The 19,945-nt window shown below is 59.8% G+C and carries 36 protein-coding genes and 1 pseudogene; 24 read left to right on the top strand and 13 right to left on the bottom strand.

Annotated elements, in window-relative coordinates; all coding sequences use genetic code 11:
* Positions 1–71: 71 nt before the first annotated feature.
* The 7 genes from AYJ54_RS26505 to AYJ54_RS26480 form a co-directional block, all read right to left on the bottom strand.
* Entirely contained in the window at positions 72–776 is a 705-nt protein-coding gene (locus AYJ54_RS26505; RefSeq protein WP_063703530.1) for a hypothetical protein, read from the bottom strand.
* On the bottom strand, positions 773–1,774 hold the full coding sequence (locus AYJ54_RS26500) for an MT-A70 family methyltransferase (protein WP_063703528.1): 1,002 nt from the start codon (positions 1,772–1,774) through the stop codon (positions 773–775). The genes AYJ54_RS26505 and AYJ54_RS26500 overlap by 4 nt, the downstream gene beginning before the upstream one ends.
* Complete coding sequence (locus AYJ54_RS26495) at positions 1,771–2,091, bottom strand: hypothetical protein (protein ID WP_063703527.1); 321 nt, start codon at positions 2,089–2,091, stop codon at positions 1,771–1,773. Before AYJ54_RS26495 ends, AYJ54_RS26500 begins: the two co-directional genes overlap by 4 nt.
* Positions 2,078–2,269, bottom strand: coding sequence for a hypothetical protein (locus tag AYJ54_RS49765; RefSeq protein ID WP_136623949.1), 192 nt, complete (start codon positions 2,267–2,269; stop codon positions 2,078–2,080). Before AYJ54_RS49765 ends, AYJ54_RS26495 begins: the two co-directional genes overlap by 14 nt.
* Entirely contained in the window at positions 2,266–2,445 is a 180-nt protein-coding gene (locus tag AYJ54_RS26490) for a hypothetical protein (RefSeq protein WP_063703525.1), read from the bottom strand. The genes AYJ54_RS49765 and AYJ54_RS26490 overlap by 4 nt, the downstream gene beginning before the upstream one ends.
* Positions 2,442–2,894: a helix-turn-helix domain-containing protein gene (locus AYJ54_RS26485; protein WP_161491907.1), complete on the bottom strand. Its 453-nt coding sequence runs from the start codon at positions 2,892–2,894 to the stop codon at positions 2,442–2,444. The genes AYJ54_RS26490 and AYJ54_RS26485 overlap by 4 nt, the downstream gene beginning before the upstream one ends.
* A 62-nt stretch (positions 2,895–2,956) precedes the next feature.
* The gene (locus AYJ54_RS26480) at positions 2,957–3,316 is read right to left on the bottom strand and encodes a hypothetical protein (protein ID WP_063703522.1); all 360 of its coding nucleotides are present in this window, start codon (positions 3,314–3,316) and stop codon (positions 2,957–2,959) included.
* Between the two features lie 29 nt (positions 3,317–3,345).
* Between AYJ54_RS26480 and AYJ54_RS26475 the strand changes: the two genes are divergently transcribed.
* Positions 3,346–3,582, top strand: a complete 237-nt coding sequence (locus AYJ54_RS26475; protein WP_063703520.1) for a hypothetical protein — start codon at positions 3,346–3,348, stop codon at positions 3,580–3,582.
* A gap of 146 nt (positions 3,583–3,728) precedes the next feature.
* On the opposite strand, the gene AYJ54_RS49760 is transcribed toward AYJ54_RS26475, so the two are convergent.
* Positions 3,729–4,376, bottom strand: coding sequence for a hypothetical protein (locus tag AYJ54_RS49760; protein WP_136623948.1), 648 nt, complete (start codon positions 4,374–4,376; stop codon positions 3,729–3,731).
* Positions 4,376–4,612 (bottom strand): hypothetical protein, encoded by a 237-nt coding sequence (locus tag AYJ54_RS49755; protein ID WP_136623947.1) that lies wholly within the window; start codon positions 4,610–4,612, stop codon positions 4,376–4,378. The genes AYJ54_RS49760 and AYJ54_RS49755 overlap by 1 nt, the downstream gene beginning before the upstream one ends.
* A gap of 93 nt (positions 4,613–4,705) precedes the next feature.
* Between AYJ54_RS49755 and AYJ54_RS26460 the strand changes: the two genes are divergently transcribed.
* The 20 genes and pseudogenes from AYJ54_RS26460 (at position 4,706) to AYJ54_RS26365 (ending at position 15,169) form a co-directional block, all read left to right on the top strand.
* Complete coding sequence (locus AYJ54_RS26460; protein ID WP_063703514.1) at positions 4,706–5,044, top strand: helix-turn-helix domain-containing protein; 339 nt, start codon at positions 4,706–4,708, stop codon at positions 5,042–5,044.
* A 150-nt stretch (positions 5,045–5,194) separates the two neighbouring features.
* Positions 5,195–5,374 (top strand): hypothetical protein, encoded by a 180-nt coding sequence (locus AYJ54_RS26455; protein WP_063703512.1) that lies wholly within the window; start codon positions 5,195–5,197, stop codon positions 5,372–5,374.
* Between the two features lie 3 nt (positions 5,375–5,377).
* A complete protein-coding gene (locus AYJ54_RS26450; protein ID WP_063703510.1) occupies positions 5,378–5,737 on the top strand; it encodes a hypothetical protein in 360 nt (119 codons plus the stop codon).
* Between the two features lie 87 nt (positions 5,738–5,824).
* Positions 5,825–5,986, top strand: a complete 162-nt coding sequence (locus tag AYJ54_RS50835) for a hypothetical protein (RefSeq protein ID WP_161491906.1) — start codon at positions 5,825–5,827, stop codon at positions 5,984–5,986.
* Positions 5,986–6,750, top strand: coding sequence for an ERF family protein (locus AYJ54_RS26445; protein ID WP_082905863.1), 765 nt, complete (start codon positions 5,986–5,988; stop codon positions 6,748–6,750). The genes AYJ54_RS50835 and AYJ54_RS26445 overlap by 1 nt, the downstream gene beginning before the upstream one ends.
* A complete protein-coding gene (locus AYJ54_RS26440; protein ID WP_063703508.1) occupies positions 6,747–7,382 on the top strand; it encodes a lambda exonuclease family protein in 636 nt (211 codons plus the stop codon). Before AYJ54_RS26445 ends, AYJ54_RS26440 begins: the two co-directional genes overlap by 4 nt.
* Positions 7,382–7,774, top strand: a complete 393-nt coding sequence (locus AYJ54_RS26435; protein WP_063703507.1) for a recombination protein NinB — start codon at positions 7,382–7,384, stop codon at positions 7,772–7,774. The genes AYJ54_RS26440 and AYJ54_RS26435 overlap by 1 nt, the downstream gene beginning before the upstream one ends.
* Positions 7,771–8,133, top strand: coding sequence for an HNH endonuclease (locus AYJ54_RS26430; RefSeq protein ID WP_245329133.1), 363 nt, complete (start codon positions 7,771–7,773; stop codon positions 8,131–8,133). The genes AYJ54_RS26435 and AYJ54_RS26430 overlap by 4 nt, the downstream gene beginning before the upstream one ends.
* Before the next feature lie 48 nt (positions 8,134–8,181).
* Positions 8,182–8,742 (top strand): annotated as a pseudogene (locus AYJ54_RS54095) (DUF7666 domain-containing protein); the annotation flags it as partial.
* Positions 8,743–9,313: 571 nt separating this feature from the next.
* Positions 9,314–9,766, top strand: coding sequence for a hypothetical protein (locus AYJ54_RS26420; protein WP_063703502.1), 453 nt, complete (start codon positions 9,314–9,316; stop codon positions 9,764–9,766).
* A 45-nt stretch (positions 9,767–9,811) separates the two neighbouring features.
* Positions 9,812–10,174 (top strand): hypothetical protein, encoded by a 363-nt coding sequence (locus AYJ54_RS26415; RefSeq protein WP_136623946.1) that lies wholly within the window; start codon positions 9,812–9,814, stop codon positions 10,172–10,174.
* 90 nt (positions 10,175–10,264) lie between these two features.
* Positions 10,265–10,585 carry a hypothetical protein gene (locus AYJ54_RS26410; RefSeq protein WP_063703499.1) on the top strand — a complete coding sequence of 107 codons (321 nt, stop codon included), beginning with the start codon at positions 10,265–10,267 and terminating at the stop codon, positions 10,583–10,585.
* Positions 10,582–10,944 carry a hypothetical protein gene (locus AYJ54_RS26405; RefSeq protein WP_136623945.1) on the top strand — a complete coding sequence of 121 codons (363 nt, stop codon included), beginning with the start codon at positions 10,582–10,584 and terminating at the stop codon, positions 10,942–10,944. The genes AYJ54_RS26410 and AYJ54_RS26405 overlap by 4 nt, the downstream gene beginning before the upstream one ends.
* A complete protein-coding gene (locus AYJ54_RS49750) occupies positions 10,941–11,129 on the top strand; it encodes a hypothetical protein (protein WP_136623944.1) in 189 nt (62 codons plus the stop codon). The genes AYJ54_RS26405 and AYJ54_RS49750 overlap by 4 nt, the downstream gene beginning before the upstream one ends.
* 743 nt (positions 11,130–11,872) lie before the next feature.
* The gene (locus AYJ54_RS26395; protein WP_063703494.1) at positions 11,873–12,112 is read left to right on the top strand and encodes a hypothetical protein; all 240 of its coding nucleotides are present in this window, start codon (positions 11,873–11,875) and stop codon (positions 12,110–12,112) included.
* A gap of 63 nt (positions 12,113–12,175) precedes the next feature.
* Positions 12,176–12,559 carry a hypothetical protein gene (locus AYJ54_RS26390; protein WP_063703492.1) on the top strand — a complete coding sequence of 128 codons (384 nt, stop codon included), beginning with the start codon at positions 12,176–12,178 and terminating at the stop codon, positions 12,557–12,559.
* Positions 12,559–12,885 (top strand): hypothetical protein, encoded by a 327-nt coding sequence (locus AYJ54_RS26385; RefSeq protein WP_063703490.1) that lies wholly within the window; start codon positions 12,559–12,561, stop codon positions 12,883–12,885. The genes AYJ54_RS26390 and AYJ54_RS26385 overlap by 1 nt, the downstream gene beginning before the upstream one ends.
* A 227-nt stretch (positions 12,886–13,112) precedes the next feature.
* Complete coding sequence (locus AYJ54_RS26380) at positions 13,113–13,358, top strand: Acb2/Tad1 domain-containing protein (RefSeq protein WP_063703488.1); 246 nt, start codon at positions 13,113–13,115, stop codon at positions 13,356–13,358.
* Between the two features lie 49 nt (positions 13,359–13,407).
* Positions 13,408–13,629, top strand: coding sequence for a hypothetical protein (locus AYJ54_RS26375; RefSeq protein ID WP_245329132.1), 222 nt, complete (start codon positions 13,408–13,410; stop codon positions 13,627–13,629).
* A 409-nt stretch (positions 13,630–14,038) separates the two neighbouring features.
* The gene (locus tag AYJ54_RS26365; RefSeq protein WP_161491905.1) at positions 14,039–15,169 is read left to right on the top strand and encodes a tyrosine-type recombinase/integrase; all 1,131 of its coding nucleotides are present in this window, start codon (positions 14,039–14,041) and stop codon (positions 15,167–15,169) included.
* A gap of 228 nt (positions 15,170–15,397) precedes the next feature.
* On the opposite strand, the gene AYJ54_RS26360 is transcribed toward AYJ54_RS26365, so the two are convergent.
* Positions 15,398–15,655 (bottom strand): hypothetical protein, encoded by a 258-nt coding sequence (locus AYJ54_RS26360; protein WP_063703482.1) that lies wholly within the window; start codon positions 15,653–15,655, stop codon positions 15,398–15,400.
* Positions 15,656–15,721: 66 nt separating this feature from the next.
* A complete protein-coding gene (locus tag AYJ54_RS26355; protein WP_063704236.1) occupies positions 15,722–16,708 on the bottom strand; it encodes a DUF2778 domain-containing protein in 987 nt (328 codons plus the stop codon).
* Between the two features lie 179 nt (positions 16,709–16,887).
* On the opposite strand from AYJ54_RS26355, the gene AYJ54_RS26350 reads away from it, so the two are divergent.
* On the top strand, positions 16,888–17,328 hold the full coding sequence (locus tag AYJ54_RS26350) for a DUF1810 domain-containing protein (protein WP_063703480.1): 441 nt from the start codon (positions 16,888–16,890) through the stop codon (positions 17,326–17,328).
* A 3-nt stretch (positions 17,329–17,331) separates the two neighbouring features.
* Here the strand turns inward: AYJ54_RS26350 and AYJ54_RS26345 are convergent, their stop codons facing one another.
* Together AYJ54_RS26345 and AYJ54_RS51410 are read right to left on the bottom strand one after the other, a co-directional pair.
* Positions 17,332–18,108: a crotonase/enoyl-CoA hydratase family protein gene (locus AYJ54_RS26345; RefSeq protein ID WP_063703478.1), complete on the bottom strand. Its 777-nt coding sequence runs from the start codon at positions 18,106–18,108 to the stop codon at positions 17,332–17,334.
* Between the two features lie 41 nt (positions 18,109–18,149).
* Positions 18,150–18,380 carry a hypothetical protein gene (locus tag AYJ54_RS51410; RefSeq protein ID WP_063703476.1) on the bottom strand — a complete coding sequence of 77 codons (231 nt, stop codon included), beginning with the start codon at positions 18,378–18,380 and terminating at the stop codon, positions 18,150–18,152.
* 104 nt (positions 18,381–18,484) lie between these two features.
* Between AYJ54_RS51410 and AYJ54_RS26335 the strand changes: the two genes are divergently transcribed.
* Positions 18,485–19,081 (top strand): TetR/AcrR family transcriptional regulator, encoded by a 597-nt coding sequence (locus AYJ54_RS26335; protein ID WP_245329131.1) that lies wholly within the window; start codon positions 18,485–18,487, stop codon positions 19,079–19,081.
* 15 nt (positions 19,082–19,096) lie between these two features.
* Positions 19,097–19,864 carry a 2-keto-4-pentenoate hydratase gene (locus AYJ54_RS26330; RefSeq protein WP_245329130.1) on the top strand — a complete coding sequence of 256 codons (768 nt, stop codon included), beginning with the start codon at positions 19,097–19,099 and terminating at the stop codon, positions 19,862–19,864.
* The last annotated feature ends 81 nt before the right edge of the window (positions 19,865–19,945 follow it).

Here is a 19,945-nt window from a genome sequence, read left to right as displayed (position 1 = left end):
TTATCGGAACCAAAATGAAATTTAGCGCGAGGGTTTCGCCTCTCGCACTGAGCCGTCTGAGGGATCGCGGATCATTGCATCGTCCTCAATTTCGTCATGCTTGCTTGCTGGTCGACGGCGAGCGGGGTGTATCCGGGCGGCCATTGCGCCGTATGCTGCCATCCGCCCTTGCTATCTCGCGGGTATGGCTTCCCCTCGCGGGCCTTCCGATAGGAATCCCAAGCGTCCTGCTCTTCGCTACCAAACTTGGCGTAGAAACCGCCGGAAGACTGCGCAATTTCCGCTATTGGCCGCCCAGCAGGCTTGACCTTGCTGGATCTGATCCACTTGCGCCATGTTGCCGGCCAATCGAGCTTGACCCCACCGCTCCCAGGCTTCGCGATCCAGTAATCCCGGAAGTTCGCGGCCTCGGCGTCGATTTGAGTTTCCGACCAGCCAAGCTTGCGAGCGAAGTTACGTTCGACTTCGGCAGGCGTCCAGTCCGGTGGAAGCCGCTCCCCTCTCTTTCTATTAAGATTAGAAGAAGAGAGAGGCAAAATAGGACATTCCGCGGAGTCCGGTGGAATTCCACCGGAATTCCGGTGGACACGCTTCCTTTCTCGATCATAGGCGCGACGTTTTTCAGCCGTTTTGTCCACCGGAATGTCCACCGGAATTCCGCGGACAGTTGCCGCCTCAATGCCGGCCTGAAAGGCTCTCGCGACCATCTGAGCAGCCAGCGCGGGCGGCGTTCCTGCCGCTACTAGCGCTTCAACAATGTCACCGATATCGCTCAAGCAGCCTCCGTGCCGATCGGGGCCTCATAACCCCATGCGTCCCAACCTGGACGCGCAGCACGCGCATTCAACTCAATCTTGGGAAGGCTCGGAAAGTATCGCTCAATGAGCTGATAGAACTTCTCCGGCTTCTCGGAGTGGCGCCCAACGGGGGCATCCACTAAGCTCTCAACTTGGGTGCCCATTGCGGGCGCCGGCACGTTGCCTCTAGTACCAACAAGCAGGATCTCGTGCTGATTCCTGAACCAATAGCCCGTACCAATCCTGTCCTTAGCCCAGATGCAGTGCGATTTATACCGGAAGTCCCAAGCATCCATTACACGCAAAGCATCTGGCAGCATTGGCACGGTCGCCCAGAGAAAGAGCACACAATCATCGGCGGCGATGTCAGCGACGGGACGATTGCAAATGTCCTCCGTCGAGCTGGTCGGATAGTGATTGTCTGCCGCGCGATCCATGCCGGTGTCTCGGCTATAGACCTCGAAACGCCACTCAGGATCGGCATAGATCACGCCGTAGCGCTTATCCGGGAGTGCAGTCTGTCTGGCCGCGAGCTCGCGTTCGCGCTCTGCACGGCGCTCCTTTTTGTCCGTGGCAGCTATGTCAAGCGGAACGCGATCGCCTTTTGCTATCCGATCCCGGACACTCTCGACCATCGCCTCAAAGGCCTGTTCTCCGACGCCGCCAATGCGCTGCGCACGAGAGGACAGCTTCTTGTCGATGCCAACGTCGGCCAACGTCAAAACCGGTTCCTCAGAAGAACCGGTTTTCGAGGGTCTCCCGCCCCTATGCAATTCCTGCTGCGAAAGCATGATGCCTAGGCGCCGCTCAGCGCGAAGGCGCAATTCAGTAGCGTCGATTTCAAGCTGAGTATCCTTAGCCATGCGAGCATATGCGCGCATGGCTTCGGATTTGTCGCGGATGTCCTTCACCTCATCAACGCTGCGAGCCTCCGCAAGAGCGGCCCGCGCGGTTTCATATCGAACTAGTTGCGTCATCCCCCGTCCTTTGAGCTAGCTTCCCAGTTGTTGATTTCTTCTAGAGTCTGGTCGATCAGGTCGCGGAGTGCCGCGAGAGTTTCTTTTGCTCTGATCGCCGCACGACCGGAGACGAAGTAGGGCCCCGGAGGTGGCAGCTCAGATGAAGACGCCGCTGCGATGGTGGAGGCCCGGCGACCCAGCGCCGAATTTCCAGTATTGATCTCAGATACGCGGCCACCATTCGAACCGCCGAAATATGCGGCTATGTCCGACTGCCGATCACCACGAGCCAGCATGCCCTTAATGATCGCGATCTCTCCATCACTTAACGCCATGTCTCTCTCCTGCCATTCTGGATTTACGAAGTGCAAAATGCGCTCCGTCAGCCACGATATTAGCGAGGTGCGACTCGGACAGTTCGATCGTCATCGGACTTATCCACCCTTCTGGCTGGATATTGAGCATGTACACGTTTGGTTCTGGCGAGGTGAGCCAGGCGAGTTGCGCTTTCATGCAGCCCTCGTTTCGCGCTTGAGCTGCTTCAGCACGCATTCAGCCAATAAGCCCTCAAGTTCGTTACGGCGGCCGCTGCGGGGCTTCTCAGCAGCAGCCAGGGCTTTGAGGTGGGCAATCCGATGATGCAACGGAATGCGCTCGAGGCGCCGTGCAATGACATGGATCGGAGTCATCGGAATTGAGCCTCCAATTTCCGAACGGTCGCAGCAAATGACCGATCGGACTCAATCATGCGCGCGATCTTCTGCGCGGCATGCACCGCCGTCGAATGATCTCGGCCGCCAAATCGCTTTGCGATCTCGGGGAACGTCCGCGGAGTGAGCGTCCGGGCGAGGTACATCGCAACCTGCCTCGGCAACGCCAAGTTCATTGCGCGGCGCGGCGAATCCATATCGATCGGCGAAATCTTGAAGTGCCTGCAAACGCAGAGCTTGATTTCCTTGATCGTCGGCGCGCGCGGCCCATCGTCAATGGACATAATCCATTCGTCTTGAATAGGCGGCGGGGGTTCCGGCTCCGGGAGAGGAGCTTCGACAATGATGACCGGCTCCGATTTGAAATCGCCGCCGTGGTATTCAACCAAGCGAGACAAAAGCCCATTGCTCGCATTGATGTTGCGCACGCGTAGCTGCTCCTGATGGAGCGCGAACTGCCTACTCTCGTCCATCGTTTCCCCCCTTGATCTCAGGTGCGATCCAGACCGCGAATGACGCGAGCCGCGTCGAGAAGCGCAGCAACATCCGCGCTATAGATATCCTGATGTTTTGCATTCAACTTCCCAGCCAAGTTCTCGAACTGTTTAGCCAGTTCCGCCGCCTCTCGTTTGGCTTTAGCTATTGCCGCCTCACGCTTTACTGCCTTCGCTGCCCAGTGGTCTGGGTCGTCGATTTCTCCGAGCCAAAGCGAGCGCGCCGTTCGATAGGAAGTGCCGATCTGCTTGGCGACGGCAGTCAGCCATCGCGGCTGCTCGCCGTATCCTGGCGGTGAACCCGCCACATCGATCATTGCCTGACGCACACACATTTTGGACAACTTCTCCAACATTTGGATTTTATCCCTGCCATGGTTGGTTCATGGCGAAGGAAGCACTTATTCAAGATAACGACGTTTGGTCCCCGATCGGCCTGGCCGCCGCACGGGTCCTAGAAGCTTGCGAAGAACAGAAGAAAGACAGCGAGCGGGACACTTCCCGCCAGCGCACAGAGAAAGAGAAGACCGAAGACGAGCGCCGCTATATCGATCAGCGCTTGCGCGACATCGAGCGCTTTGAGCAGCTCTATCGCACGGCGATAAAAGGGTCTCGACGATGAGACCAAGTTGGCCGACCCAGGGAGGAGAACGGCCGGCGAAGAAGAGGTTTCGGCGCGGGAATTGTATTTCGTGAACGCGCTGCGAGCGCCGGCAGGAGGACGAATGCCCCCCGTCTCCTGCCGGCGCGTCATTTCGAAATGGCTACTCATTGCCGCACCCCGTATTTTCCCGGAGAAACGAGATGGACGTGATCGATCCGCATAACGCCCAGGAAATTTTTTTCGACGGCATTCACGAAGTGAAGATTGTCGCGGGTATCGTTCGAATCGTTCTTTTCAGCCGACAAAACGACGTGGGAACGGTAGTCGCACGATTGGCGCTCCCACTCTCCGAATTGCCAGACGCGATTCAGGAGTTGGTGATAGCGCTCACAAACGCTGCGAAAAGCGCGGGCCCATAAACGAGTTGAAGTTCCGAAACTTGGAACAGCAGAGATTGAATCAACTGGTGGGAAACTTTTGTAGCAATTGCGCGCTGACGTTTTTAGCTTGCTGCAATTTCCCAACGGCGCATAGGATGATCCCCTCACCAAGGGCTGGGGACATTTCCTATGGACGACCGAGAACTGCTTTTCCAAGCGGCCGGAATGCAAACGGTTTACGTCGACGGTTTTGGGGCTTTTCGGAAAATAAATGGAGTACTCCGCTGCGTCGGCTTCACCATCGACAGTGGCGCACAGATCAACTTGATTGTTTCTCTCGTTGGCGCCGAAGCTGCAAACGTCGAAGCGCGCCGCGTGCTCGACGAGAAGGTCAGCAACACCCTCATTCCGGAGCGGCTTCGGCTTGCTCATTAAGCCGCTCCGAACATTTTAGCGAGATCGGGCCGCAATTCCCTGGCCGGAATGCCCGTGATCGCCGCGACTGCCGGAACGTCTTGAGGTGGGACTTTCTGGTCCCGTTCGATGCGCGAAAGCTTGGCAATAGATGGCCGCGGGAAACCATGCAGCGGGAAGAGATTGCAGATCTCTTCCAAGCTGCGCGTACCGCGCCATCGGCGTAGAGGATTGGTTTCAGCATCTTCACTCATGCTCCGCTCACTTACACCAGATGCAAATGACGCGCAAGCGGTTTTTCATCTGGTGCTAGGGTAATCAGTTTGCATGTTGTGTAAGATGTTGCAATGTCGAAAAGAATTGGCTTCCGCCCCAAGGTGCAACGGCGCCGCACATTCTTCCGCCAATGGCGGGAGTTCCGCGGGCTCACCCAGGAACAACTGGCAGAGAGGTTGGAAACGTCCGTTGCCAGCATCTCGCGCATCGAGAGCGGGACCCAGCCCTATACCCAAGACACCCTTGAAGCTCTTGCTGATGCCCTCAGCACCGATCCTGCGAGCCTCCTGATGCGCGACCCTAGTAACCCCGAAGCGATTTGGTCGATCTGGGACCAGGCGAAGCAGGGCGAGCGCCAACTTATCGAGGAATTGGCCCGCTCCGTCGTTAAAACGGGCACTAAAGGATAACACCCTCTCCCGAATCGATCTGATGCAGCCCGGCCGTCGCGCCGGGCTTTTTGCTGCACTGCATCAACGAAAGTTTACGCCAGATGCAAAATATGTATTGCGGTTATTTTCATCTGGTGTAAGATCGAACCATCAGAACGGGGGTTCGACATGATTATCGAGACCAGCGCTAACCAGCTCTACTTCGTCACCGACTACGACGACCCGAACCTTTCCCATGTCTGGCGCGGCCTGCGCGTCAAGCGTTCCAAGACCATCGACGGCTACACTGTCATCGGCAAGCGCGAGGAAATGGTTCGCAAGGCCGGCTCCCGCGCGGTGGAGGCCTGAGCCATGGCAACCTTCACCTACGAATTCGAAGAACTCCCGCTGGTGATCGCCAACGGCATCCCGGCTGGCCAAATCAACGGCTGCGCCGAACTCACTTTCGACCGCAACGGCAACTGGCAAGTCCAGTCCGTCTGTGTCGAGGGCTATCAGACCCTTACTCAGGCAGAACGCTCCGCTGGCAAGAAGCCATGGATCTACGTCGCGGCTCCCACTGAGATCGCAGGGATCGTCGAGGAGCGGCTTTCCAACGAGTGGAATTTCCGCGTTCAGGACGCCATCCGCGAAGCCATCGAGGCCGAGCGCGAGGCTGCTGCTGAATATCGCGCTGACATGCGCCGCGAAGACCGTATGGGGGCGTTCTGATGACCCGCATGGAGACCCTCGAAAACACCCTCGTGTTGATCGGCTTCGCGCTCTGCTTCTTCGGCGCGGCGGCTTGGGCGCTCTGACATGAGGGACACCAAAGCCATCATCCAAGCGATCCAAGAGAACTTCCACCAGATCATGACTGCTGATCCGCAGGAAAAGCAGTGTCTGATTGATGAAATCTTCGATTTCGAGCAGATCCAGCAAAGCGTGGCCGAAGCGATGGCCGAACCGGAGTTCGTTTGATGACCGCAGCCCTTCCCATCGAGAACGTCCGCCAGATTGAAGGCCCTACGTCCCGCCTGCCTGTGCAGTCGGAGAACGCCGCCGTTCTCGGCATGATCGAGCGCGTCGCCCGCGATACGTCGGTTGATATGTCCAAAATGGTCACGCTGATGCAGTGGCACAAGGACACTATCGCCGATCAGAAGCGCGCGGCATTTGACGAAGCCATGGCCGGCGCCAAGGCCGAGATCCCCGTCATCAGCAAGAACCGTGAGGTCGATTTCACGTCCTCCAAGGGGCGCACCCACTACAAATATGAGGATTTGGCCGAGATCGCCCGCGTCGTCTCGCCGATCCTGGCTCGGCACGGCCTGTCCTATCGATATCGTGTTGCCTCCAACGTCAACGAGCCGGTCACTGTCACGTGCATTGTGTCGCATCGCGGCGGCCATTTCGAAGAGGTGACGCTACTCGGCGGCCGGGACGAGAGCGGCAACAAGAACAGCATTCAGGCCGTCGCGTCTACCCTCACCTATTTGCAGAGAATGACCTTGAAGGCCGCACTTGGTCTCGCGGCTTCCGACGATGACGACGGTAAGGAGGCTGAGAGCACTGGAACGATCAGCCTTGAGCAGGTCGAGCAGTTGCTCGCGCTCGCCGATGAGGTCGAGGCCGACAAGGAAGCCTTCTGCCGTTATTTCAAGGTGGACGGTATCGCCCAGCTCAAGGCCAAGGACTTTGACCGCGCCATTGCGGCCCTCAACAAGAGGCGGAGCGCGAAATGACGGAGATCCTTCAGGGCTCGGCCGAGTGGAAGGCATTGCGTTGCGGCAAGGTCACAGCCTCCCGCGTTGCCGACATCGTTGCTCGCACTAAGACCGGCCCGGCCGCATCGCGCGCCAATTACCTCGCCCAGCTCATCGCTGAGCGCCTGACCGGCACGCCGGCAGAGACCTACACGAACGCCGCCATGCAACACGGCGTCGATACCGAGCCGGAGGCCCGCGCCGCTTATGAGTTCTATCAGGGCGCCACGGTCGAGCAGGTTGCGTTCGTACCTCATCCGAAGATTGACCAGGCTGGTGCCAGCCCCGATGGCCTGGTCGCGGGTGACGGCTTGGTCGAGATCAAGTGTCCCAACACAGCGACACACTTGGAGACGCTTCTCGGCCAAGCCGTCCCCGCCAAATACGTCGATCAGATGCAATTCCAGATGGCCTGCACGGGCCGGAAGTGGTGCGACTTCGTTTCCTACGATCCGCGCATGCCGGAATATATGCGGCTGTTCGTCAAGCGTGTCCCGCGCGACGACAAGCGGATCGACTTCCTGGAGACCGAAATCGCCAGCTTCCTGCTCGAGATGGCCGTGAAGCTCTCCGAGCTCAACAGTCTCTATGGCGAGAAGGAAGCTGCCTGATGGCCCGCGCCATTGTCCAGATCAAGGGAAGGGCCGATCGCAATCTCATCGCGACTTGGGCCAATAACGTCCCAGAGGGGACAACGGTCGAGTTTCGCGCCCCTCGCCGGACCATCGATCAGAATGCGCTCATGTGGTCCCTCCTCGGCCAGATCAGCAAGCAGGTTGAATGGTACGGCCAGAAGCTGAGCAGCGAGGATTGGAAAGACGTGCTCACCGCGTCGCTTCGCCGAACTCGCGTCGTTCCTGGCATCGACGCCGGAACGTTCGTGCCTCTCGGCATGCGGACATCGCAAATGACCAAGGAAGAGATCAGCGACCTTTTGGAGCTGATCTATGCATTCGGCGCCGAGCGCGGCGTGAAGTTTCGCGAGTTGGAGTTGGCCTCGTGAGCAGGTCCGTCGATGAATGGATTGGAAAAACAGATGATGATGCGATCCCTGCGCGCGTTCGCCTTAGGGTTTTCGCTCGGCATGGCGGGATTTGCCACCTATCTGGTCGGCGCATCAAGGCTGGTGACGTCTGGGATCTGGACCATGTTGTGGCTCTTACTAATGGCGGCGAGCATCGCGAGTCCAATCTTGCTCCTGCGCTACGAAGCAAACATCGGGAAAAGACGGCGCGAGACGTAGCTGAGAAAGCAAAGAACGATCGAGTCCGCAAGCGCCACCTCGGCATCAAGAAGCCGCGCACCATTCGCGCCTGGCGCCGCTTCGATGGCTCGCCGGTTTACGCCGGCCGCGATCGATAACAGGTCGAAGCATCTCGTGAGGAGGGCGAAAGCCCGATTAGATTTCAAATGCAGGGGCAATACATGGCCAAGGCCAAAGAGAAGACGAAAGAAGTTGTGACCTCGTACAAGGGATTTACTCACGACTGGAAATGTCGCGGATTTCAGTTCGAGGTTGGCAAGACGTACACCATAGAGGGCAAGATCAAGGCTTGCGAAAACGGCTTCCACGCCTGCGAAACCCCGTTCGATGTCTGGTCTTATTATCCTGTCGTTGATGATGAGGGGCGGCCCTCCAGGTTCGCGGAAGTCGAGCAAAGCGGCGACCTTTCCCGCCACGACGAGGATAGCAAGATCGCATCGGCTGAGATCACGATCAAGGCTGAACTATCTCTGCCCGAATTCATTCGCCGCGCCGTGGATGCCGTTATCGGCCTGACCAAGGGTAAGGGAGACGATCCCTCGGGCCCCTACGCGCAGATCGGCTCCTCGGGCCCCTACGCGCAGATCGGCTCCTCGGGCCCCTACGCGCAGATCGGCTCCTCGGGCGACTCCGCGAAGATCGGCTCCTCGGGCCCCTACGCGCAGATCGGCTCCTCGGGCGACTCCGCGAAGATCGGCTCCTCGGGCNNCTACGCGCAGATCGGCTCCTCGGGCGACTCCGCGAAGATCGGCTCCTCGGGCTACTACGCGCAGATCGGCTCCTCGGGCTACTACGCGCAGATCGGCTCCTCGGGCAACTCCGCGAAGATCGGCTCCTCGGGCCCCTACGCGCAGATCGGCTCCTCGGGCTACTACGCGCAGATCGGCTCCTCGGGCCCCTACGCGCAGATCGGCTCCTCGGGCCCCTACGCGCAGATCGGCTCCTCGGGCGACTCCGCGAAGATCGGCTCCTCGGGCCCCTACGCGCAGATCGGCTCCTCGGGCGACTCCGCGAAGATCGGCTCCTCGGGCGACTCCGCGAAGATCAAAGCTGAAGGTAGGAACGCCGTGATCGCTGCGGCCGGTCCAGGCACAATCGCAAGTGGCATTGATGGCACTTGGATTTCGCTGGCTGAGTTCAACGACAAAGGCGAATGCGTTGGCTTTGCCACGGGCTGCATCGGCAAGGATGGGCTCAGGGAAAACACACCGTACCGAGCTTCGGGCGGCAAGCTCGTTGAAGCTTAGCCGCTAGCATCCAGCAAATGAAAGAACAGCCATGACCGACTTACTGAAGAAGCGACTTGAGCAGATTGAGAGGGCGGCCGAGCGCGTCAAATACCACGCGACCGAGAGGATGTCTTTCGAGCATTGCGCCAGCGAAGCCGACTTCATTCAGCGCCTGGTCAAAGATCTTCGCAACAGCTTGTCGGTTATGGACGCAACGGCATTCATTTTCTCGTCTCAGGAATCTCTCCTCAGGAGCCTGATAGGCTGGCTCGAAACGCAAGATCCGCAAACCAAGTACAATTGGTCGAATTGCAGCGGCGGCTGCCTGATCGGGCTGTGGGGAGCCTCTGTCGGCCTCTCTTGGGACGCGCTCAACCGCAATGGAAATGACGGCCAGAATATCTACACCCGCATGATCTGGGGCAATGCCTTGGCTGCGAAGCTCCCTCACACGTTCGGCGCCGCACTCGAACGCGCCCGCGCGGCTCTCGCTCGCGATTAGCCGCTCGGACCTGGACGCAATCCGCATATCTGACGGAGGGGAATGATGGACGCGAATTTGAAGGCGAGGTGGGTCAAGGCGCTGCGGAGCAAGCGGTATCGTCAAGCGAGTGGAAACTTGCGCGAAAAACAGAGCAATAAGCGGTACAGCTATTGCTGCCTCGGCGTGCTGTGCCACACGATGGGAGTCAAGTGGAAAACAGGCGTTCCAGTGCTCAACGATACGATCATGGAAGCCCAGGGCGAGGCTTATCTGAGCTATGACGCCTTGAAAATGGTCGGCCTGGATGACGACACGCAGAGGCAACTCGCGACCATGAATGACGAAGGGTACACCTTCCGCGACATCGCAGATCACATCGAAAATACTATCCGCGCTGATCAGCCCCTCGCTCCGGGAGAAGGTTGAGATGCCTGAGCTCGCATCAAACTGGCTCGGCCTTATCGGCCTGGTGATCGGGATGACGGTTGGGATCTGCATTTTCGCGAGGAATCTCTGATGAGTGATATCGAACCACATGCCCAACAACCGACATTGCAGCAAATCGACGCCGCCTGCCGGATGATGGTGGGAGCCGATTGGGACGGCCTGGATGATCGCGAGAAGTTATTCGCGCGAAAGCAGGCGAGCCGTTGGTTCGATGCGCTGCAAATTGCATGTCGCACACCGGCAGAATGCGTGACGGCGCTAGAGATAGCACAAACCATGTTTGAGCAAACCCACGAAGAGCCGTGGGAACAAGGCATGACGGATACGCAGGCAATCTACCTCGAAGAGTCCGAAGCGCTCCTCCAGAAATTCGACGTGAGGCCGAAATGAGCGAGCTTGTTAAGAGCCTCCGGGCGCGTGGCACGATGGCGCGGAAAGAACACACCGGAACAGCCGACGCTGATGCTTGGCACTTCGATAAAGCGGCCGACGAAATAGAACGGCTGCTCAGTCTGGTCGAGAAGCTGACAGCCCCAACGGATGAAATGATCGATGCCTTCTTCAAATCGCAGAAGGCATACGCAGAGCCCTATCCAGCGGAATTCGAGTCCGGCGTTGAGATGGACAGCGGCCTCGATCAGGAGACCGCTGATCTGATCAATGAGGACATGCGCGCCACCTTCCGTGAAGGTTGGAAGGCCGCCCTGTCGAACCCATCGACAATGCTTCAATCCGGAAATTCCAAATGAAACGCGAAGAACTTCTCAACATGTTCGCACGCGCAGCCGGTTGCTGGAAATGGGCACCCAATGACTTCTGGAAGTACACGGACGAAGACGGCCCCGGCGTGCCTGACATGGCGCAGATGGTCGAAGCGCTTTGCGTGCTACCAGCCCCACGTACTCCGGCAACAGCAGGGCCTGCTAAGGATTGAACATGAACATCATGACGCATTTTGGTAATCCGTGCATTCATTGCGACATCGCTCACGATGAGGTCGAACCGGGACCGTGTAAGGGGGACAGCGAGAAAGCTATCGTACTCGCATACTGCGTTTGGCGGCAGGCTTGGCAAAACCCCGGCAGCGGCTGCGATACTGTTCGCTGCAAGATGTCGGATGGATCAATCCGGGATGACGCTAGACATCCTGCCGAGCATTGGGCCTGTGGCGATTGGTTCAAAAACGCGGAAGTCCTAGCGCCGCACGAATTTAAAGCCAGATTTTTGACAGGTGTGGCCGAGCAGTCAGGCGCTGGTGCACCAGAGACCTCCGTGCGATGCGGAGCGCCTGTCTCCCCGACCATCCGCTCCCCCGCTCCCGCGACAGCCGCTCGTTCTGCCAAAGACGGCGACACGCAGACTTCGGCGATCGAAGACGCAATCAAGCACCTGCAAGCAGGTATCGACGAACTTAAAAACCGAGATGGAGAGGCACCCCTCTCACTCCACCGCGCCATGCACGCGCTGAGGTATACGCTGAGGTATGCGCGGCAGATGAACTTATGACTATTTTCAGCGTGAGGATGAAATGACCTGCTTCGCATACGCAATGATCGCCGTAGCCATCGCCTTCAGTCTCCGCTGGCTGGTCGGGTGGCTGACTTACGTCAACAACAGGGATTGAAAATGAGCTGGCTAGGGCCCGGGCCTGATTTTTGGACATCGAGACCTATATCAATGCACATCATCTCCGATGCCTCGTTGAAACGGCCCGGTTGGGTCTATCGTCGCGCCCAAAGCGGTAGCTTTGTCGGCTCGTATGTGTTTGTGGAGCCAAGGGTGAATTGGAAGCATGTTGACGGGCCGCTGCTCTATGTCAGCGACGGCAGTCTGCACTGGCTGACCTATTGGGAACGCATCCAGCTTTTCTTCGGCTGGACAGACGTCCATGAAATCGACTTCAAGTGCCGGAGGTAATCATGCTGTTCTGGTTTTTGTTTTGGGAAGCCGTTGTCGAAGACACCTTCAACTCGATTTGCGATGGGTACTGGCAAGCCGAGTACAATCGTGCGGTTGCTTATGTGGATCACGATCTACGTAGAGCGCGCGCTCTACGTAGATCGTGGCAAAAACGTCATTGTCTGCGACCGCGACATTGTTGGGCGTGAAGGCGGCACGCTAATTTTGAAACTGAAAGGAACTGAGATGAGCATTGACTTAGCAACGCTGGATTCGATGCGTCAGGCAAAACTCAATGAACTCAGTACTGTCTTCGAGATGGTCAAGAACAACGAAACGAGTCGTGAGAGCGGCGTCCTGTCGCTGCGTGCTGAACGTCTCTTAGTAGAAGAGGTTGAGCTTCTGCGCAATCAGGTTGCCCTTTTAGAAGCATCTCTAGATCAGGCAATAAAGGTTCCCGCGTGATGCCGGCATCTGAAACCTCGAAAAAATTAAAAACACTCGCCGCAGTCGCGCGGGACAACGCCTCTTGTTCAGGGGAGGCTGACGAGCAACGCGCTTGGAACGCTCACGCCATTGAACTTGAGGCTATCGCTAATCGGGCCTGTGACTTTCAATCACTACTGGAGATTAGGGACTTCCTGCAAGATATCGTCGGCGGTGCAGAGATTACCGAACGCTCGCGAGACACCGCGAGGGGCTTTGTTTATGTCATGGATGCCGAATACGGCACAGCGTGGCGGGATGGCGCATCGGTCATACCGACAGTCAACAGTGAGAACGGCCGATGAATAAGCTTCCTCCAGATGCCCAGGAGCGCATCTTTTGCGCGGCCCTGCAAGGCATCTGCGCTAATCAATATTTCTTCAGCTCGTCCATGCAGGCGTCTCCGGCTGCGGCTGTCGAGTTTGCGCAAAGCGTCGTCGCTAGATTTCAGGAATCGGGCGCTAGCTTCTCGCCTCCTCCGCATGTGAGACAGCCCGACCAAGTTTAACCACCGCCAGCAAAGGAGATATGCATGGCACACGTGTACGAGGGCCAACCCGATGGCCGACAAGCCGACACTGCGATTCCGGTCAGCCGATTTCGGCCGAAATATCGTGCCCTTTCCGACGACGAGAAAGCGCTGCACGACGAGATCAAGAACAAGGCCGCCGAACTGGAGGAAGTATTTGGCCGGGTCAAGGCCGGGCGCTATGCCTCGCTGGCGATGACCTCGCTCGAACAGTCGGTCATGTGGATCGTCAAGGAATTGACGTCATGACCGAACGCCTTGGCGACGCTCTCCCATCCAGGCAAAGTACCGCGAGCAGATGAACGCTCTGGCCGGCGTCTTGGATGAAATCCTCAATGGAGACGCCAAGGGCGCAGCGCGGGAGACGGGCTTCGTCCTGCTCGTCTTCCCGTTCGGCGACGCCGAAGGCAATCGCTGCAACTTCATTTCGAACGGCGCCGACCGCAGAGACGTTGTTACGTTGATGCGCGAGATGATCGCTCGGTTCGAAGGGCAACCAGAGATGCAGGGGCGAGCATGAACACCTGGTCGATCATTTCCGAAGTACGAGGGACTAACGAACAATGACGATGCCGGCCGCCGAGACCCTAGAGCGCGAGCAGCATAAGCTGTATCTCACGGATGCAGAGTTGATCCGTCGCCTCGGCGTGCCCGAGAAGACGTTGCGCCCTCTCCTGCCCGCGCTCGAAAGCAAGCACGCTTTCCCGAAGAAGTCTGCTTTCTTCGGGGATAGGCGCTACTGGCCAGCAGTGAAAGCTTGGCTCGACAGACACGAAGGGCTTATGCTCCCCGACGCCGTATCCAAGGGGAGAACGAGGTAAATGGAAAAACCGAAAATCGAAGGCGCTCCCGGCCTTGTGTGGCGCCCGCGGAAGAACGCATGGGTTGCCACCTGGCAGGCGCGATCGGATCTGATCAAGCTCGGCTTCATGCCGCAGACGGTGCAACTGATGTCCTGCACCGAGCAGCCGACCGAGAAAGAGGCGAAGCATATCAAGGCGCAGTGTGAGCGGCTTCAGTCTGAGATGCTGATATTCTCACGGGCCGGCGAGTTTGTGGTGCCGGATGGAGTCCGCACCGTGCGCGAGCTGATTAGCAAGTACCAGACGGACACTGCGTCGCGCCACGTCAAGAAGCGCTACTGGACCCGTCGCAACCACGAAAGCGTCCTGAAAAAGATCGTCACCACGCACGGCGACGAACAGATTGCAGACATCAGGTTCAAAACGCTCGTTAATTGGCATGACGAATGGAGCGAGCAAGGCCAGAAGCTGACGACCGGCCATAGCTGCATGTCGCTACTTCGCAGTTCCTTCGCTTTCGGGATGAGCATCCTGGAGGACCGGGAATGCGAGCGCGTCCTTCCCCTCTTCCGTGAGTTGCGGCTGGAGACCGGCGGCGAGGCGCGCGAGGAAGCTATTACGGCCGAGCAGGTGACTGCGCACCGCGCCAAGTGCCGGGAGATTGGATACTTCTCCATGGCCCTCGCGCAAGCCTTCCAGTTTGACTGCATGTTCCGTCAGAAGGACGTACTCGGCGAATGGATTCCGCTGGAGGAACGCGAGGTCTCGGACGTGATCCATCGCCGCCGCAAGCTGAAGTGGGTACGCGGACTGCGCTGGGAGATGATCAGCGACGACTTCATTCTGACCAAGGTCACTAGCAAGAAGGGCAAGAAGATCACCATCGATCTGAAGCTTTGTCCGATGGTGATGGAGGACATGCAGATCTTGATCGACTTCCTGGGCGGCAAGCCGGCCAAGGGGCCTGTGGTCGTTCTGGAAAGCTCAGCTCAGCCGTGGTCGTCGGAGTTCTTCCGGCAGACGTGGCGCAAGGTGGCCCGCATCTGCAAGATCCCCGACAACGTCCAAAATCGGGATAGCCGGGCTGGCGCGATTAGTGAGGCCACCGAGGCCGGCGCCGAGCTCGAGCACGTCAAACATGCTGCGACGCACAGCAACATCAACATGACCGAGCGCTACTCTCGGCTCAAGGACAAGAAGATCCGGAACGTGCAGCTCATTCGGCTGGAAAAGCGGAACGGAACGAAAACGGAATAGTGATGACTGACGTTCTGACTGTCGTTCTTTTTGACTATCCTTAAGTATCTGAAATTACACGTAGTTTAAAAAACGCCAGTCATGAGGAACGTACGGCGTTTCATGATGGGGGCTCTCCCTCAAAGTAAGTTTGAAATGGACAGGCTTGGGACTACGACCTTCGCGGACCGCTTGCTCTTCCTATAGCGGCGTTCAAGCTGTGACCGGAAGGCCGGTACGGCGGCCGCTTTAGAGCAGCTTCGCGCTGACGAACAGCGCGCGCACGGCATTGGTCGCCTGCACCGCGAGCATCGCGTTGTCGGCGGCGCCTTCCAGGGCCGCGATGGCGTCCTCATGCAGCGTGCGGAATTCCATCCATTCGACGGAATTGTAATTGGTGAGGAATTGATAGGCCTGGCCGACGCTCGCAATCGCCAAGGTATTGCCGTTCAGTCGGATCTTGAACGTCGTGCGCAGCGGGGTGTCGGAGCTTGATGGATCAGTCATGGGCTGCTTCTGGACGACAACGGCTTAAAGAAGGGGAAACGGACAGCCCCGCCGTCCCGGCAAATATCAGGAGTCGGTGGTCGCGCGCTGCGAGGCGGTCGCCGACCCCTTCAGGCTCGGCACGACAATCAGGCGGTTGAACTCGCCATTGTCGTAGGCCTTCAGGAAGCGATCATAGTCCTTGATCGAGACGCAGCCGTTGGAGTCGCCGCGCGGACCGAGCATGTAGCTGTGGGTGAGAAGACCGACGCGACCGAGCGCGCTGGTGCCTTCGGCCGGAGTCAGGCGCAGCGCCCGCACGCCGTGGAACAGTTTTTCGCGCGGCTTTAAATCGTAGGTCGCCGGCGGGGTTGCACCGACCATGCGCTGGTCGACATGGTCGGGGTCGTCCATCAACGCGCCCATGCCCGAATGAGCTTCCAGCGCGACGCCGCTCGGCAGGTAAACCACCTTGGCCGCGATGTCATAGACCGCCGTCCGCGAATCGTAGCCAAGGGAGGCGAGATCCGGGCCCTTACGGAACAGGCCGCTGTCGGGCGTCAGCGAGGCCAGCTTGATCTTGTCGGTGAACTTCTCGAAGAAGCTTCGGTTGTCGGCCTTGGGCGTCGTCTCGGCATAGGCCTGGCTGGAGGCGACCTGGGCGGCGAAGTCCGCCTGGACCGGCCGCGACCGCGGCACCGGGACGGCGTCGGCCCGTTGCACCGGCCTCTGCTCGTCGGCGATCGCTTTGTCGTCGGCGATGGCTTTGTCGTCATCGGTCAGGGTCGAGCGCCAGTCGCTGCCCTGGAGCTGCTGAGCCAGTAGCGCCCGGGCGTCACGCAGCTTGAGCTGGACCGCGTTCAGCGCGGAACGCTCGAGCGGGCGCAGGCCAGCGTCGCGGGCGGGCTCGTCGCCGGAAAGCGAAGTGAAGCGCTCGTTGAATGACGGACCATTGGCGAATGACGTACTAGTAGCTGGCGGCAGCGCCGCCGAGGCCAGCGGGGTCGAATCGCCCATGTCCGCAATCCAGGCGGCCGCGCCCAGCGAAAGCGCGATCGCAGCGAGAGACAGCATGATTGCCTCGGGCCGCCCAATACGGCGGCGCGACAACAGCCTCTCGGCTTGTGCGGCGTCGGAAACCATCAGATCCCCAAATCGACCCCCGGGGGTACCCACCCCCACCCGGAGACTCTATACCAGCTACCACATTGGGAGCCAAAAGTTAGGCATAATCGCGGCCGACGAGGTACCCCATGACCGATCCTTTTGATCTACACCGATTTATCCGGGCCCAGGATCCGGTCTATGGTGACGTCCTGGGGGAGCTGTCCCGGGGCCGCAAGCAGAGCCACTGGATGTGGTTCGTCTTCCCGCAAGTGGCAGGCCTCGGCTTCAGCGCCATGTCGCAGCGCTACGCCATCGCCTCCCGCGAGGAGGCCGAGGCTTACCTCGCCCACCCCGTCCTCGGCGCGCGTCTGACCGAATGCACCGGGCTCGTGCTCGCCGTCCGGGGGCGGACCATCAACGCGATCCTCGGCGCGCCGGACGATGCAAAATTCCGCTCGTCGATGACGCTGTTCGGCGCGGTGTCGGACTCGCCGATCTTCGGTCAGGCAATCGCCAAATATTTCGATGGCGAGCGCGACGGCGCGACGCTGGAGATCCTGGCGAAGCTCGCACCGGCGTCGCGCTAGCGGTCAACGGCCCTGGAAGACGGCCGCACGGCGCTCGATGAAAGACTGAATGCCCTCCTTCGCATCGGCGCTGCCAAGCACGCGATCGCGGATTTTCGGAACGTAGGCGATCGCCGCCGCCTCGCCGCCTTCGACATACTTCGCAGCGGCCTCTTTGGTGACCTGGATCCCCAAGGGCGCGTTCTGCGCGATGATGGCGGCGAGCGCCATCGCGCGGTCGATCTGCTCTCCCGGCGGCACGACCTCCTGCACCAAGCCGATGGCGTGGGCGCGCTGCGCCGAGAACTCGTCGCACAGGAACAGGTGGTACATCGCATCGCCCCAGCCGGCCCGCGACAGATAGCGGAAATGCGCCCCGCCGAGCGGCGCGATGCCGCGCTTGGCTTCCATCTGGCAGAAGCGCGCATCGTCGGCCGCCACGACGATATCGCCGGCGAGCATCAGCTCGATGCCGACGGTGAACACGATGCCCTGCACGGCGCTGACGATCGGCTTGCGGCACCGCTTGCCGAGCCCGAAGGGATCGACGTTGCCGTCCTTGATGTTGCGCTTTTCCGCCGTCGGGCCGAAGAATTTGGGCATGTCGAGCCCGGCGGTGAAGTCCTTCCCCTCGGCGCAGATCACGCCGACGCGGTAGCTCTCGTTGTCGTGCAGCTCGGTGAGTGCATCCGACAATTGCTCCATCATTGCCGGCGTGAACGCGTTCTTCTTCGCCGCATTGTCGATGATGATTTTGAAGACCTGACCATGCACCTTGCTGCGAATCCGTCCTTCGGTCATGTGTTGCTCTTCCTGATCAGTGGTTTGATGTTGGTGCCGGCTCAGACCGGCGGCTGGATCGCCGCGACCTGCGCGGGCGCAGACACGCCGCTCTCCAGAAGCTGGAGGATCGAAAAGACGCCGCGCGGCCGGCGCTGCTGGCCGACTTCGGGCACCGGCACGGCGTCGGTCAGGCTTTCCGCAAGCCGGCGCCGTTGCGACTGGCTGAGCCGGCCCGCCACACGGTCACGGTGATGATGGTCACGCGGCGTCTCCTCGCATCGATATGACATATGTCATACTCAAGCGACGCGCTGGTTATGTCAGATGTCATAGTCTAGATTGCCGACGAATCCGCAAGGGGCCTCTCCGAATGATCGCCACCACACGCGACAAGATGATTGCCGGCGCCGCCGACCTGATGAGCCGGCGCGGCGTCAACGCGACCAGCATGCGCGACGTCGTCCGTCACACGGCGACCCCGCGCGGCTCGATCAGCCACCACTTCCCCGACGGCAAACGGCAACTGATCGCCGAGGCCGTGGTGTTCGCCGGCAGACAGGTGTCCGGTCCGCTAGAGAAAGCCATGAACGAACGCGGTGCCATCGCCGGCCTGAAGGCCTTCATCACGTCGTGGCGCCGGCACCTGGAAGCGACCGGCTTCGAGGCCGGATGCCCGGTGCTCGCCGTCGCCGTCGACCGCTACGTCGGCGAAGTCTCCGACAAGGGCGATGCGCGCGACGAGGCGGCGCAGCAGCATCTGCTCGACCTCGCCAATGGCGTGTTCGCGGATTGGCAGCAGATCATGCGCGCGGCACTGCTGCGCGAGGGGCTGACTCCGGCACGGGCGCAACGCCTTGCAACCCTCGTCGTCGCCTCGATCGAGGGCACCATCGCGATGTGCCGCGCGGCGCGCAAGGCCCACCCGCTTGATCAGGTTCAAGAGGAGCTCGAGACGATCCTGTTCGAGGCTCTCGGCCGCACAACCCCATAGATTGGATACGAACCGATGGATGTGACTCGCCAGCGCGAACTCGCGCGCCATCTCGCCTCCTTGCGCCGCGAACGCCGGCAACAGAGCGGCCTTGCGGAGCCGCTCGTTCCTCCCGACGCCGACACGGCGTATCGCATCGCGCGCATGGTTGAAGAGGAACTGGGCTGGGACGTCATCGGGTGGAAGATCGCCGGCATGAAAGCCGGGCTCCAGCGCCAGCTTCGCACGAACGCGCCGATCTACGGGCGGGTGTTCGCGCCCTTGATCAAGGCCTCGCCCGCAAGCGTCGAGCATGCAAACCAATGCAGTCCGATTCCGGAGGTCGAGTACCAGGCGCGCCTCGGTACCGACCTGCCGCCCCGCACCAAGCCCTACACGATCGAGGAGGTCGGCGATGCCGTCGCCTCGCTGCATCCGGGCATCGAGCTCGCCGAATGTCGCTTCATTCACGACGCGGCCTTTCCGCCGATGCCTGCGATTCTGGCCGATGGAGCCGGATCGGGCTCGATCGTGCTCGGCGATGCCATCGCCGACTGGCGCGACCGCGACATCGCCAATCAAGACGTGCTCCTGAATTGCAACTGTACCATGCGGCGACGCGGCACCGCCGCCGCGGCAATCGATCATCCGATCGTGCCGCTCACCTGGCTCGCCAACGAGCTGTCGCGGACCGGCATCGGCCTCAAGGCGGGCCAGACCATCAGCACGGGCACGCTCACGGGCATGTTGCGGCCGAAGGCAGGCGAAACCACGTCGCTGATTTCGGCCCGTTCGGAACCGTGAGCGCGACCTACACCTAGGACTAATGGACGCACCGCCAGGCGCGCGACGGCGGGGAGCGTAAACCCGAGATTAACAAGGGCA

The organism is Bradyrhizobium centrolobii, assembly GCF_001641635.1.
Lineage (GTDB): Bacteria > Pseudomonadota > Alphaproteobacteria > Rhizobiales > Xanthobacteraceae > Bradyrhizobium > Bradyrhizobium centrolobii.
This window is presented reverse-complemented; position numbering and strand designations above follow the sequence as displayed.